At 37.3% G+C, this 14,181-nt stretch carries 12 protein-coding genes; 1 reads left to right on the plus strand and 11 read right to left on the minus strand.

Annotation, left to right across the window (positions count from 1 at the left end; translation table 11 throughout):
* Positions 1–13 precede the first annotated feature (13 nt).
* A complete protein-coding gene (locus AB9K32_RS03850) occupies positions 14–1,399 on the plus strand; it encodes a CoF synthetase (protein ID WP_338194662.1) in 1,386 nt (461 codons plus the stop codon).
* 18 nt (positions 1,400–1,417) lie between these two features.
* Here the strand turns inward: AB9K32_RS03850 and AB9K32_RS03855 are convergent, their stop codons facing one another.
* Genes AB9K32_RS03855 through AB9K32_RS03905 form a run of 11 tightly spaced genes read right to left on the minus strand, consistent with a single transcriptional unit; the run spans position 1,418 to position 14,149 of the window.
* A complete protein-coding gene (locus AB9K32_RS03855; protein WP_369884409.1) occupies positions 1,418–2,581 on the minus strand; it encodes a glycosyltransferase family 4 protein in 1,164 nt (387 codons plus the stop codon).
* A gap of 17 nt (positions 2,582–2,598) precedes the next feature.
* The gene (locus tag AB9K32_RS03860; protein ID WP_369884410.1) at positions 2,599–3,567 is read right to left on the minus strand and encodes a GNAT family N-acetyltransferase; all 969 of its coding nucleotides are present in this window, start codon (positions 3,565–3,567) and stop codon (positions 2,599–2,601) included.
* Entirely contained in the window at positions 3,560–4,561 is a 1,002-nt protein-coding gene (locus AB9K32_RS03865; RefSeq protein WP_369884411.1) for a polysaccharide deacetylase family protein, read from the minus strand. The genes AB9K32_RS03860 and AB9K32_RS03865 overlap by 8 nt, the downstream gene beginning before the upstream one ends.
* An 8-nt stretch (positions 4,562–4,569) precedes the next feature.
* Positions 4,570–5,649 (minus strand): glycosyltransferase, encoded by a 1,080-nt coding sequence (locus AB9K32_RS03870; RefSeq protein ID WP_369884412.1) that lies wholly within the window; start codon positions 5,647–5,649, stop codon positions 4,570–4,572.
* Position 5,650: 1 nt separating this feature from the next.
* Positions 5,651–6,733, minus strand: a complete 1,083-nt coding sequence (locus AB9K32_RS03875) for a glycosyltransferase (protein WP_224837185.1) — start codon at positions 6,731–6,733, stop codon at positions 5,651–5,653.
* Positions 6,730–7,845, minus strand: a complete 1,116-nt coding sequence (locus AB9K32_RS03880) for an O-antigen ligase family protein (protein ID WP_369884413.1) — start codon at positions 7,843–7,845, stop codon at positions 6,730–6,732. Before AB9K32_RS03880 ends, AB9K32_RS03875 begins: the two co-directional genes overlap by 4 nt.
* Before the next feature lie 37 nt (positions 7,846–7,882).
* A complete protein-coding gene (locus AB9K32_RS03885) occupies positions 7,883–8,974 on the minus strand; it encodes a glycosyltransferase family 4 protein (protein WP_224837187.1) in 1,092 nt (363 codons plus the stop codon).
* Complete coding sequence (locus AB9K32_RS03890) at positions 8,964–10,514, minus strand: lipopolysaccharide biosynthesis protein (protein ID WP_224837188.1); 1,551 nt, start codon at positions 10,512–10,514, stop codon at positions 8,964–8,966. Before AB9K32_RS03890 ends, AB9K32_RS03885 begins: the two co-directional genes overlap by 11 nt.
* Before the next feature lie 11 nt (positions 10,515–10,525).
* Complete coding sequence (locus tag AB9K32_RS03895; RefSeq protein ID WP_224837189.1) at positions 10,526–11,500, minus strand: glycosyltransferase; 975 nt, start codon at positions 11,498–11,500, stop codon at positions 10,526–10,528.
* A gap of 3 nt (positions 11,501–11,503) precedes the next feature.
* Positions 11,504–12,787 carry a nucleotide sugar dehydrogenase gene (locus tag AB9K32_RS03900; RefSeq protein ID WP_224837190.1) on the minus strand — a complete coding sequence of 428 codons (1,284 nt, stop codon included), beginning with the start codon at positions 12,785–12,787 and terminating at the stop codon, positions 11,504–11,506.
* 21 nt (positions 12,788–12,808) lie between these two features.
* On the minus strand, positions 12,809–14,149 hold the full coding sequence (locus AB9K32_RS03905; RefSeq protein WP_369884414.1) for a UDP-glucose/GDP-mannose dehydrogenase family protein: 1,341 nt from the start codon (positions 14,147–14,149) through the stop codon (positions 12,809–12,811).
* Positions 14,150–14,181 lie beyond the last annotated feature (32 nt).

The following is a 14,181-nucleotide window of genomic DNA, read 5'->3' on the forward strand; positions in this document are numbered from 1 at the left end:
AAAGAGATACCATATGACAAAAACATTAGAGCATATTCGAAAATCGGCTTTTTGGGTTTTGGATGCTCTGCAAGGAGGAGGAGTAAGGAAACATTTTAATGAACTGAAAATAGTTCAGGCAAACCCAAACTCAACAAAGTCCTTGGAAATTAGGACCAAAAACTTAAATAAGGTTCTGGAACACGCTGTAAAAACTGTACCATTTTACTCTAAAGAGGTTAACGGTGCAGATTTGAATATTAAGAACTTTCCTATTATAGATAAGCAACTGATAAGAGATAATTTTGAAAGTTTTAGAAGTAGTTCTTTTAAGGATAAACATAATCACGAAGTTCGAACAAGCGGCTCAACGGGCAACCCATTTATTTTATATCACGATAAGAACAAAAGAGACCGAAACACAGCAGACACTCTTTTCTTTGCAAAGCGTGCCGGTTTTGAACTTGGTACCAAATTATATTATTTGAGATTATGGGACAAGCAGTATCAGAAAAATAAACTGCTTTCTTTTGTGCAAAACATTTCAACATATTCTGTGGACGAGCTGGATGATATTAGGTTGGAGATGTTGGTTAAAGAGCTGCTGAAAGATACTGGCAGTGTAAATATTCTTGCATATTCATCGGCTTTGGATACAATATGTAGTTATTTGGACAAAAACCATCCCGAGCAAAAATTTAGATGTAGAATGGATTCTGTAATCGCAATGGCGGAAGCATTGGCACCAGATGTAAAAGAGGGATTTAAAAAATACTTTAATGCTCAAGTAGTGTCTAGATACTCAAATAGTGAAAACGGAATTTTTGCGCAACAAGGCATTAATACAGCAAAAGATAGTTTCGAAATAAATTGGGCGAGTTATCATATTGAAATATTGGATTTGAACGAAGATAGGCCGGCCAAATATGGAGAAGTTGGACGAGTTGTGATTACGGATTATTTTAACTATGCTATGCCAATGATTCGCTACGATACCGGTGATGTAGCCATTATGGACGTAGATCAAGACAACGGCAACCTGGTTTTAAGTAAGATCGATGGAAGAAAAATGGACATGTTCACCAATACAAAAGGCGAATATATATCCTCGCACATTATCCACCATGTATTGCAATATGATGGTATTGAACAGTTTCAGTTTATTGAGGAACTGAATAACGAGTATGTGATAAAATTAAAGATGACCCGGCCCTTGGGGTCAACAGAGGAAGATGAACTAGTACGTATCTATTCAGAGTATTTTGGACATGGCGCTAAGGTTACCATTGAGTATGTTGATCATATTCCCCTATTACCTTCAGGAAAACGAAAATTGGTTATTAACAATGCAATACAGAAACCAGCGAGGACCAAAAAAGAAATTATAGAGGAAACAGATACTATGGACCTGGTCTCCTAAACCACTATAATCCAACCTTTAAGTTGTTAAGGATTCATATTCTTCTAGTATGGCTTTCATAATAACTTCTCGCTTGTATTGGTCAACTATCAATCTTCTAATGGCACTGGAATCTAATTTTAGTATATTTTCATTGTTGACGACCGATTTCATTGCACTGTAAAATTGATCTGTGTCCTTAGGAGGCACTATAATACCATTGTTACCATCTTGTATAATTTCATTGCAACCATTAATATTGGTAACAATACACGGCAAGCCCATGGCGGATGCCTGTAAAACGGCATTAGGGAACCCCTCCCTGTAACTTGGAAACACAAAAACCGAAGAAACCGACAAAAAGGGCCGTACATCTTTTTGCCAACCAACAGAGAAGATTTTTTTGTTGTTTTCTATTTCGGATACCGTTTCCGGAAGCAATGGATCCAATTCGGGTTCTGAACCTCCGACCAGAAGAAGAGAAACATTGTTGCTGGTTTTGGTTATTTTTGAAAAAGCGGATATCAGTTCCTTAATTCCTTTATCCTTAACCAATCTGCCCACAAAAGTAAATACTATATCATCTTGAGGTATACCGATTGCATTTCGCAATTCTTGCCTATCTGTTTGGGCGTACAGGCTTGGATCAAAGTACGAAGTATCGATACCATTGGAGCTGCCATGACCTAAAACCTTTATTTTTTCCTCGGGCGCATAATTATTTTGTACAATAATATCTTTTAGCCCAAAAGAATTGGGGTATACCTTTGTTGCACAGAAATAGGTGGCTTTTTCAATAAAATCCAAAAGTTTTCTTTTACTTCCTTTAGCTTCGAGCAAAGGCATTCCAGCCACTGTATGCAGTCTATAAGGTACTCGGGTTAAATATGCGGCCACCATTCCCAATAATCCAGCTTTTGGGGTATGGGTGTGAACTATCGTAGGTTTTTCATTTAAAAAGATGTAGCACAATTTAAATACACCGACCAAATCTTTAAAAAGTGTTATTTTTCTACTCATTTCTACTGGTATTACCCTAACTTCTTCTTTTTGGGAAACATCTTTAAGAGAAAAAGGAGGATTACCGGTAGAAGATATTCCAATTACCTCATAATATTTGGACATAAATTTTAGCTGTCCGTCCAAAAGAACACCAAGCGACCCCGGGACAGTAGTGATTCTTATCAGCTTTTTACGTTTCATTAATTTAGATATAATTTTTAGAACAACTCCATATCCCCAAGGCTATATCCCCAAAAATTTGACTCTTTGTCCAAAAGCAGGGCATATTTATGTTCAGGGAAATTCAGTCTTTTAGTTACCATGTTGGGCCCTTTTCTGTTCAGGTTTAGTGCAACATACAAACCACCGGCAATCAACTTGGTTCCGATGAGGCCATCTACCATGGACACCAATGGATATCTTTTGATCAAATGGGAAATGGCAGACTTAATTTTTCCCTGGGCATTTGGGTCCAACAGTTGTACATCTACTATGCGGCATTCCATAAAACCCTTTAATGGTTTTAGTCTATATATAATTAGCACATCATCAAGTTTGTAAAACTGGTAGTTTGCGAGTGGATTTTTTACATAACGCCACTCAAAATATAATTTTGAAAATGGGCAGAAGATATCCGCATCAATAAAAGGGGTGTGGTAGGAATGATTATTTTCCAGAATGTCTATCTTGACTTTTGCTGAATATTCGTTGAGCCTCTTTTTGGAAGATAGCCAATAAAAAGGATTGATTACGAGTCCGACAGGGATTTTTCTGTTGAGAACCCACCCCAACTTTAAATAACCACCAATACTTTGGTCGTTTGGGGTATTAAAAACAAAATCAAACCCTTCTTCGGATACCATTTTTAATGCATGGTTGGTAAGGCTCAAAAAGATTCCTTTTCTTCGGTGATTTGGAGAAACAGCCGTATCTACCGCCCTTACGGCCCTAAGGGTTTTGCCTGTGCTTTTTTCTTTCCATTGCCATTGCATAAAAGCCCTTACGCCAACTATTTCGGACCCTATTGTGGCAAGGTAGATTTTAGATTCGCCGAACGGATTGTCATAGTGTTTCCAGTGCCAATTTTGTACCGACTTTTCAGTGCTTTCACCGAGCGCAATTTTAAGGAGCTTTACTATTTCGGGCGAATCGGATTTGGTAGCTTCCCTAATTTTTATTTCATCCATTTTTTTCCAATTTTTCTACCAACGATTCCATGGAGTGGGAATCAAGACCAAACTTTTTATTCAGCTTTTGGTAATGGTTGAGTATCTTTTCAAGGTTTTTTAGGTTTTTGTCCATATTTGAACCAAAATTATGTGGGTGCCACCATAGATGGAATATCTTGTTGTGTTTGGCAGCGTAACTCATACTTTTTTTGATCCTTCGTATTTTTAAAAATTCTAAAAAACCAAGTTTATCTGAATAAGAGCGCAATAATCTGCTGGAAGGTATATTGTAAATAGGTTTTTTTTCCAAAAGCTCATCCCATGTATAGCAATGGTGGCCAAAGATATTTAGATAGGCATCCAAACCGCGAAAAAGCCTTCGGGCATATACATTGGGTAAAGAAGATTTATTTCCGTTTCCTTGAAAGGCCCAACTTTTTTCGTTACCTCTATAGGATGTAATTCCCAAGTCCTTGCATATTTCCAAGTACTCCGTGTTACATTGGTTTCTTGGAAAAACAATAGATTTCACATTAATGTTATTTTGCTGAGAGATTTTTATGGCGGCTTTAAGGTCCTCTTTAAATTCTTTTGATGTTTGACCGGGCTCTAGACAGTAATAATGGCTAAAAGTGTGAGTGCCTATGGTTTGGTTGGGATCTTTTGCTATTTCCGAAATCAATTCTGGTGCGAAATGATAGGGGTCACTGTTAGCGTTGTCTCCTACGATATCAAAATGTCCGTTATATGGAGATAGGTTTTTGTTTTTATATCCGGGTTTTAAAATTGGTATGTAATTTAGAAGCTCTTCTTTGGAATGGGCAAACAAGAAACCTACGGTAGAAAAAGTGGTTTTAATGTTATATTGAGAAAACAGGTCTAACAAGTTTGGCACTACTTTTTTTACAGCAATTATATCGTTACCATAAGAAGTTATGGTTCTTTTGTCCCTAACGCCCCATAGGAGCTCAAAGTCTAGGGAGATGACCAGTGCACCGTTTTTTTTATCCATAATATTAATTAAGATAGGGTTTCAACTTTATCCACAAAGTTTTCAATATCATTCTCTTTCAAGAACGTATCGAACAAAGTTCTATTACCCGTTGTATCACTGTTAAGGGCCTTTTCCATGGATTTGGCCAATGCGTTCGTATCACTGGGCGTACAGGTTTCTACACCTTTAATGTTCTCTATATTGCCTGCACATAGCGTGGAAACCACTTTATTGTTCTGGCTCATCATCTGCAATAGAACATTGGGGAATCCTTCTAAAATGGAAGAAACCACACATAATTCGGCCTTTTTAAAATAGGGATAAACATTATTTACATATCCTTCAAACACTACATCTGTTTCAATCTGGAGCGTTTTGGCAAGATGTTGGAGCTCGCTTTCCTGGTTACCATTGCCCAGTATGATCAATTTATAATCGGGGAAATGTTCCTTGATCAAAGAGAAGGCCTTGATCAAATAGTCGAAACCTTTGATGGGCATTAATCTTCCCGCTGTTACAATATATTTTTCCGGAAGTTCTTTGTCCAAATCAATTTTGGACATTGCCATTATTTCTTTTAGATCAATAGGGTTGGAAATTGTTTTTGTTTTAGGTTGTAAGTAGGGTAGGGCATTCACCAATTGATTGCGCATAAGGTCTGTTTGGCAAATCAGTAGGTCTACCTTACTATATCCAATTTTATAAAAGAACTTATACCTTTTAAGTTTCAGACCCTTATAACGAATAAATATAGAAGTGGACTCACGACCCACGAATTTATGGGTGTTCAGTAATCCCAACTTAAGCAAAAGTCCTGTGGTTCCGGTAACAAATACATTGGAAGTATAGATATAGTCATACTTCTCTTTTTTACTTTTTAGTTGGTGAAAAAGAAACTTTATAAAACCTATTTTCTCGTTCTTATTGGAAAACAAGCGTTTTTTTATGTTGGCACCCTCTAGCTGGTCCCATGCATTGGCTTCTACTTTTTTATAGAAGTAGTAAATTGTTACATCATGCTTTTCACCATAATGGTTGGCCACCAGTCTAAGGAATTGCTCTGCTCCCCCTAAGTTATTGTTCGGTAAAATGAAAAGAATTTTCATGCTACTTTTTGTTGATCATATTTTCGAATAAATCCTCATATTTACCAAGGATTATTTTTTTTCCATACCTTTTTACAACTGAACTTCTTACTTCTTGGGTGTTAAAATGGTTGGAGGATGTATAATGCCTAAGGTTGTTGAGGTATTCTTCTTCGTTGACCGAAACATGGCCATTTATGCCGTTTTCAATAATTTCATTTATTCCGCCAGGAGCGTCGAAAGCCAATACGGGTGTGCCAACGGCACAACTTTCAATAACAGCATTTGGAAACCCCTCAACATATGAGCCTTGTAGATAAAAATCATTCTGGGCCAAATATTTGGCTACATTGCTTGTATGTGGTATGTGATTAATCTTTTCAGAAATATTTAATGATTTGGCCATCTTAGCCAGTTTTTCCTTGTTTACACCATCACCAATTATTGTGTATTTAAAAGGGTGAGGGTATTTGGACAGCGTTCTAAGGATACGGTCGTGCCCTTTTCTAGGATGGAGCGATCCTACTGTAATAAAGTGTTGTATTGGGTTAGGGGCATTGTTGTGTTTAAGAATAAAGGCGTCCGTAATCGGATTATTGATTATGTAGGTCTTTGACCGAAATTTTGGATACTCGGAGATAAAACCATCATACATGTCTTGGGATTGACATATTATTGCACCCAGAAAACGGTAGCCTATTTTTTTTAGGTTAATTCCCCCGAATCTTTTTTTTCTGTCGCTGTACTTTTTTCTTACCCTATCCACATTGGCTTCTCTTGCGATAAAAACAGTCTTTAAAAAGAAACATGCCATAAAAGACATCATAATGTTCAGGTGAGAAATGGAACTAATTACAAGATGGGGCCTACGTTTTTTTATTTGTTTAAAGAGTGATAAAAAGGCATCGGAAATCTTGTCCTTTCCTAAAAAAACGATTTCTAGATCATTACTTTCAACAGAATATGCTTGGTCTTTTTTATGCCCGATTACGATTAAAGAGACCTGATATTTATTTTTTGGAAGGTTTGCTGCCAAAAAGGACATTACCCTTTCTGCTCCACCGGCCCTTAAAGAGGGTATAACAAAAATTATTTTCCTGATCATGTTGGTTGTAGGTTCTTTTCGGGTTGATGTATCTTTTTTTCGTTCAGGATTACTTGATATTGTAACCACATCGTTAAAAATGTGATGTAATAAAAGTTAAAAAAGTTATGGTTGGCCAGCAGGAAAACAGAGATGCCTATGGCTTGCATGAGTATATTTGGAGCTACACTGAACAGTGCGATCCCTTTGATCAGTAAGTATAAAAATAGACAAGTAAAAATAAGAAAGGGAACAATGCCCGATTCTCCTATTACCAGTAGATATGTGTTGTGGGATCCCAATCTGTGTACTCCGCCACCCTGAAATGCCCCATATCCATTACCGACTATTGGCTTGTCGAGGATATAATCGTAAAAACGGGCCCAGGTCTCGGTTCTTGAATCTTCGCTGATTTGATTGCGATCTACCTGCTCATTGGTTACCAATGCTTTTAGCTGTTGAAATCTTGGATTGTTCAAGCCAATGAATTCATCAATAATAAAGAGAGTACTTAAAATAACGGCTCCTAGCACAAATATTTTGATGTTTTTTATATTTATAAAAATGGACAATAGATTTATTAGCAACCAAAGGGCGATAAATGTTCTTGAAAAGGTCAGCAATCCCATTAATGTGAACAGGAACTGCCCGATCAATTTCATTTTTTTATTTTTCAGCCCATAGGATAATCCATATCCGGTAATGCAAATAAACCCACCAACGTTCGGGTTAATATAGAATCCGCTGTATCGACCATAATCACTTGTAAAGAACAATGTGTGCATAAGAATGCTCAAGGCACCTATGATCAAAAAATAGAAGAGTTCTTTTTTAGAGGTATCCTTAATTACCTCATACCCGCATATGGCTACTATAAAAAACTTTAGGAACAGGGTAACAAAAAACCTGAAGTCCCCCGTGTATTGGAACGCAGAAATAAGATAGTAGCTTAGACCTATTACTATCATCCAAACATTGGCCTTTCCTTTTTTGGAAAGAATAAAATACAACAACATTAAGACCAGTGAAAAATAGCTTAGCAGGCTTCCAACACCTCCGCCACCAAATTTAAGGGTCGCAGCAGGTAAATTAAGAAGGATCAATGCTAGTATGGAGTATTTGAGTATTTTCAAATGATTGATTTTAAGCTGTTAAGTTAATGGTCTTTTTTTAATTCAGCTTGCTGTTCATAAGATTATACCATGAACGGCTTACATTTTCCGATAAGTATCCTTGTGTACTATTTTCAGCCTTATTTCTTATGTTCGTCAAAAGATTTTCATCCGTTGTTAAGAGCTTAAGTCTTTCGGCCATTTGATCTACATTTTTTACTTCGACCAAATATCCATTTTTTCCATCCTCAATAATTTCAGATGGTCCGGACTCACAATCTGTCGAAATTGGAGCCAATCCAAAATGCATGGCCTCCAGCAAGGCATTGGGAAACCCTTCGTAATTGGATGTAAATAGGAATATCTTGGCCTTATTGTAATAATCCTCAATATTTGTTTTGGAACCAAGTAACTCTATATTGTTCTTATCGGCAATAAGTTCTTGTAATTTATTCATTTCTGAACCTTCACCAAGTATTTTTAATTTCCATCCTTTCGGATTTGCTTTGTGGAACGCCTCAATTGCCATAGCATGGTTTTTCAGCTTATGCAGCCTACCAACGGCCAATACAATGTTTTCTTTATTTTTTAGGTCCCTTTTAATTGTTAATTCTTTGTTGATAGGATTGGGAAGGATGGTAATCCTATTAGTTGGAATTTTGTTTAAGTAATAGTTTTTTACATTTTTGGTCTGTACAACAAGACTATCCGCTTTTGGGTAGGTCAATTTTCTCAAAAAACTCCAAAATTTTGGTGTATTTGCCCTCTTCGGATTGGTTCTTTCACTTACAATACAGGGAATACCTTTGCGTTTGGCTGCAAGAATGGATAGAATATTTGCTTGTGTAATAAAGCCTATTACCAACTGGATTTTTTGATTCTCGATGATTTTGCCGATTTTTCGATAGATTTTGAAGTTTAGTTTGATCGAGTCTATGAAATTGGCACTGGGCGGTATACTCTCTTCTGGAAAACAGGAAATTAATTTTATGTTTTTATCAATCTTATAGAAGGGAGTTACATTGGAAAAAGTGATTATTGTAATATCAAATTTTGAGGTAAGTTCATTTGCAAGCGTGGTTACAACTCTTTGAGCTCCTCCAGATGTAAGTCTACTGATTACAAAAGCAATCCTTTTTTTATTTTCCACGTTTATTTATTTTTTTAGAAATAAGATTTATGGCCCTGTGAGCCAGGTGCTTGAATCCATCTGTAAAAATATATAGCAGGGCACCGTAAGTTATGGCACATAGAAGGGCAACTTGTAAGACCAACATAAACCAACTAAAATAATTTTCCACTTGTAGGTTCAGATAGGTGCCGATTAAATAATCCATCGCAATTGCCAATAAAGAAAATAATAAAAGATGTCCTAAGTATCCTTTCCAAAAATGCCAAAGGTTGCTTTTGAAACCGTACTTGAACAGGAAGTAGGGTTTCCAGATTACCACGAACAGCACAAGACTGACCAACGTTCCCAGCATTATTCCACTAATACCGAGCATTCGCCCAAAGATGAAAGATATCAGTAGATTGACAATGGCCTCTGCGGCCGGAGCCCATGTATCTGAATATAGACCATACGCATTTTTAAAAAACTCGACGGCTCCTCTTGTTTGCCCAATGAAGAAGATGATGGACAATAAAACTAGGACTTCCTTTTCCAGAACATATTGTTTTCCGACCCATATGGTTATAAAGGGCTCAATACAGTAAAACAAGACAAGACCGATTACGCCACCTATAAAAAACTGTAAGGCCTGTATTTCCCAAAAAACTTTAAAAATGTTTTTTTTGTTGTTTTCTGCAACCAAATTTCCTATTCCTGCCCTTGTTCCGGAAAAAACCATTTTTACTAGACCGGTAAGCTTAGTGAAAATGAGTTGGTAGTTTCCAAAAAAAGCAACGCTTTCCAAGCTTACAAGGGCGAACACCAATATATTATCTGTTCCATCTTTAACAAAGGATCCGAGCTTGTGAACAAACAATTGCTTAATTTTTTTAATTACCTCGGGATACTGCTTAACTATTCCTTTGCTCTCTTTTGCATTTACAATAAGCCAAGGGTAATGCTCCTTTACCTTAACTCTCAATATCACGGCATAAATAATGGAAAAAAACACCTCTAGTGCCACCCATAAATAAAGACTTTGGAAATAATAGGACAACAGGGATTGTACAATTAGCCTTAATATGTTGCTTGTTTGAAAATACCCCTGTACCACATAGCCCTTTTGATCTGCTTCCAGCAAAACCATATGGTAATTGATAAAATAACTGAACAAGGTAGTCGCCAAAAAAGAATAAAAGGCAAAATAAACCAAGGGTATGGATAACGAGGTACTTTCAAAAATCCAAGGAAAAAATAAAGAAACCAATAACCCTCCGGCCAAAACAAACAAACCTATTCGATGGTATAAAAAACCTAATAGACCAATTATTTTGTTTATTTCTTGCTTATTGTTATCGTAAATTGGTTTATAGAGCGTATAACCAATTGCCGTTCCGATTCCCAGTTCTGCAAGATTTAAAAAGCTCAATACACTTCTTAACGTGCCGGTAAGCCCAATAAATTCATCTCCCAAAAATTCCAGGAAAATCTTTCTGGAAAAGAACTGTGCAATAATGGACAGCCCAAAAAAGAGAATTCCAATTTTGGCATTTTTGATTGATTTCCTTACTCTGGACATTTAAAAGTAGTTTAGCCGACCTTGCTATTGGTTAAAGTATGTCTAATCTTGTTGAACCCAATAATTGCCTCGAACACCCTTATGGGCAAATTTATTGCCATTTTTAGGTAGGGGAGCGGTTCTTTGGATTTCGGGTATAGCTCTTTTATTTTTCCCTTTAATCTTTTCCGATGTTGGTAATCGGGATCGATCTTTGGATTATAGTTGAGCAATTTGTAGTGTTTCAATAGTTTTTTGATCATATGATCATATGCTATTGAAATAATTTCCGGATCTTTGTTTTCCTTTTTAACCTTATTCAGCAAATACCAACCTGCATCCAATGAATCAAACTTTTTAGTACTGTAAGGGCTCTTGGTAATACTCGTTGGATTGTACCTGTAGTTATAAAATGGTTCTAGATACACGCCTATTTCTTTTACCTTGGGTATATTGTCCATGGTAAAATAAACATCTTCCGAGGTTTTACCTTCCAAAAAGCGATAATCGCTTACCAGCTTAGATCTATACAATCTGCGCCAAACGGAGTATTGGTTATTTTTAATGATCCTTTTAAGTGCAGTTTTGCAGTCTTCCTTATAAAAATGATGCTCTTTTTCTTTCGTTTCAACATTGGATTTGGCAATACCACATTCAATTATATCGAGATTGTTTTCTTCTAGTAATCCAATGAGTACGGAAAACATACTGGGCTCTATCCAATCATCACTATCCACGAACGATAAGTATTCGCCTTTAACCAGCCCCAAACCTGTGTTTCTGGCACCACTGAGCCCTTTATTTTTCTGATGTACCACGATAACCCTATCATCTTTTTTAGCGTAGTCATCACAAATGGCTCCGCCATTATCTTTAGAGCCATCATTAATTAAAATTAACTCAAGGTTCTTATATGTTTGGGCCAGAATACTGTCTATACATTTCCGTAAGTATTCTTCCACGTTGTACACAGGCACAACAACACTGATCAAAGGTTGATCTTTCATAAATTATAACCTACCGTTAACCAGTGATTTTTCTAAGTATCCCTTAACATCGTAAAGTACACCATTGTCCTTTAAAAGAGAATTGAACGGATAGTTTGCGAATTCTTTGTGGGCTACGGCAAGTACCAATCCGTCGTAGTCGTTTCCTTCGGGCTTTTTGGTGGTTTTAAGGCCATATTCATGCATAACCTCTTCTGGGGAGGCCCATGGGTCGAACACATCTACATTGATTCCATAGCTCTTTAAGTTCGAAACCACGTCTACAGCTTTGGTATTGCGTACATCGGGGCAGTTCTCTTTAAACGTGATGCCCAGCACCAACACTTTAGACCCTTTGATCTTAATGTCTCGCTGAACCATTAACTTAACTACTTCTGCCGCTACGTGTTTGCCCATACCGTCGTTCATTCTCCTTCCGGCCAAAATTATTTCTGGATGATACCCGAATTGTTGTGCTCTTTGCGCAAGGTAGTATGGGTCAACACCTATACAATGCCCGCCTACGAGACCCGGTTTAAAGGGAAGGAAATTCCATTTGGTTGAGGCTGCCTCCAGAACATCGTGTGTGTCGATATCCATCAAGTTAAAGATTTTGGCCAACTCGTTTACAAAAGCGATATTTATATCGCGTTGGGAGTTCTCGATGACTTTTGCCGCTTCTGCCACTTTAATGGTCGTTGCCAAATAAGTTCCTGCCGTAATAACGGACGCATACAAATCGTCAACTTTTTTCCCTATTTCTGGAGTAGAGCCAGAGGTAACTTTTAAGATTTTTTCTACGGTATGCTCTTTATCGCCTGGATTTATTCTTTCTGGTGAATACCCTACAAAAAAGTCCTTATTAAAGTTAAGACCGCTTACCTTTTCCAAAACAGGTACGCACTCTTCTTCGGTTACACCGGGGTAGACAGTGGATTCGTATACTACGATATCATCCTTTTTTAGAACTTTACCAACAGTTTCACTTGCTTTGTACAACGGAGTAAGAATAGGTCTGTTTGTACTATCTACAGGTGTTGGTACGGTTACAATATAATAGTTACAGTCTTTTATATCCTCTATATTAGACGAACAATACAATCCTTTGTCCATATTTGGGCCGGACTGCAGAACTTCTTGAAGAATATCGTCCTCTACTTCAAGAGTACTGTCCGTACCCTTGTTCAATTCGGCTACCCTGCCTTCATTGATATCGAATCCGACTACAGGATATTTAGTGGCGAAAAGGCGCGCCAAAGGCAAACCTACATACCCTAGTCCGATAACAGCTATTTTAATTGAGTTCATTTTTATAATTTAAGATAATGGTTATTTATTCTTTGTGGTTTTGCCAATTTGATGGTACTCGATTCCCAATTCTTCCAATATGGTATCGTTATATTGGTTTCTACCGTCAAATATTATGGCTTTGTTCAATCGCTTTTTGATTTCATTGAAGTCTGGAGACCTAAATTCTTTCCATTCTGTTAATAAAACCATAGCTTCTGCACCGTTTAAAGTGTCATATTTGGAATCGTGATAACTAATATTATCAAGGTCCTTTAAGTAGAACTCTTTTGCTTCGTTCATTGCTTTGGGATCGTACGCTTGGATTTTGGCACCTCTTTCCACTAAATATTTTATAATATAAATGGCGGGTGCTTCTCTCATATCATCGGTTTGAGGCTTAAAGGCAAGTCCCCAAATGGCAAAAGTTTTTCCTTTAAGATCTTCATTGAACCTTTGGGCAATTTTTTTGGCCACTACCAGTTTTTGCCTATCGTTCACATATTCCACTGCTCCTATCAGTTGTGGAATATAGCCATGCTCCGTTGCAGTTTTTTTTAAGGCTTTAACGTCTTTTGGAAAGCAAGATCCTCCATAACCACTACCTGGATATATAAAACTGTAGCCTATTCTACTGTCCGAGCCAATACCGATCCTTACCTTGTTCACATCGGCACCAACTAGTTCGCAAATATTTGCGACTTCGTTCATAAAGGATATTTTGGTCGCTAGCATAGCGTTCGCGACATATTTGGTCATTTCCGCAGATCGTACGTCCATTGTAATCAATCGATCCATGCTGCTCCTAAAAAATGGAGCGTAGAGTTGTCTCATTTTTTTGGTGGCTTCAGGGTTGTCCGCACCTACTACCACGCGATCAGGTTTCATAAAATCGTTGATAGCATCACCTTCCTTTAAAAACTCCGGGTTTGATACAACATCAAATTCTATGTTCAGTTTGCGCTTATCAAGTTCTTTTTGAATAGTGGTCCGAACTTTGTCCGCAGTACCCACCGGAACAGTTGATTTATCGACCACTATTAAGGTTGCGTCCATGCTCTGACCTATTTGTTCGGCTACTTTTAATACATATTGTAAGTCGGCTGAACCATCTTCACCCATAGGTGTGCCCACAGCAATAAAGGCAATGTCACAATTTTTGATGTGTTTTGATAAATCCGTGCTAAAATGAAGTGTTCCGTTCTTAACATTTCTTAGAACCATTGGTTCCAGACCTGGTTCGTATATTGGAATGATACCTTTTTTTAGGCCTTCTATTTTTTTCTGGTCAATGTCGATACATGTGACCTCATTGCCCATTTCGGCAAAACAGGTGCCGCTTACCAAACCAACATAGCCAGTACCAATTACGGTTAATCTCATTTGTTATTGTTTTTAGAATAAATTTGGGGAAA

This window comes from Allomuricauda sp. XS_ASV26 (assembly GCF_041224615.1).
Lineage (GTDB): Bacteria > Bacteroidota > Bacteroidia > Flavobacteriales > Flavobacteriaceae > Flagellimonas > Flagellimonas alginolytica.

Excerpts from the sequence above, each read along its gene's own strand:
- AB9K32_RS03855 (WP_369884409.1), bottom strand. The coding sequence starts at position 2,581 with ATGAAACGTAAAAAGCTGATAAGAATCACTACTGTCCCGGGGTCGCTT.
- AB9K32_RS03850 (WP_338194662.1), top strand. The coding sequence starts at position 14 with ATGACAAAAACATTAGAGCATATTCGAAAATCGGCTTTTTGGGTTTTG.
- AB9K32_RS03890 (WP_224837188.1), bottom strand. The coding sequence starts at position 10,514 with ATGTCCAGAGTAAGGAAATCAATCAAAAATGCCAAAATTGGAATTCTC.
- AB9K32_RS03870 (WP_369884412.1), bottom strand. The coding sequence starts at position 5,649 with ATGAAAATTCTTTTCATTTTACCGAACAATAACTTAGGGGGAGCAGAG.
- AB9K32_RS03860 (WP_369884410.1), bottom strand. The coding sequence starts at position 3,567 with ATGGATGAAATAAAAATTAGGGAAGCTACCAAATCCGATTCGCCCGAA.
- AB9K32_RS03875 (WP_224837185.1), bottom strand. The coding sequence starts at position 6,733 with ATGATCAGGAAAATAATTTTTGTTATACCCTCTTTAAGGGCCGGTGGA.
- AB9K32_RS03905 (WP_369884414.1), bottom strand. The coding sequence starts at position 14,149 with ATGAGATTAACCGTAATTGGTACTGGCTATGTTGGTTTGGTAAGCGGC.
- AB9K32_RS03895 (WP_224837189.1), bottom strand. The coding sequence starts at position 11,500 with ATGAAAGATCAACCTTTGATCAGTGTTGTTGTGCCTGTGTACAACGTG.
- AB9K32_RS03900 (WP_224837190.1), bottom strand. The coding sequence starts at position 12,787 with ATGAACTCAATTAAAATAGCTGTTATCGGACTAGGGTATGTAGGTTTG.
- AB9K32_RS03865 (WP_369884411.1), bottom strand. The coding sequence starts at position 4,561 with ATGGATAAAAAAAACGGTGCACTGGTCATCTCCCTAGACTTTGAGCTC.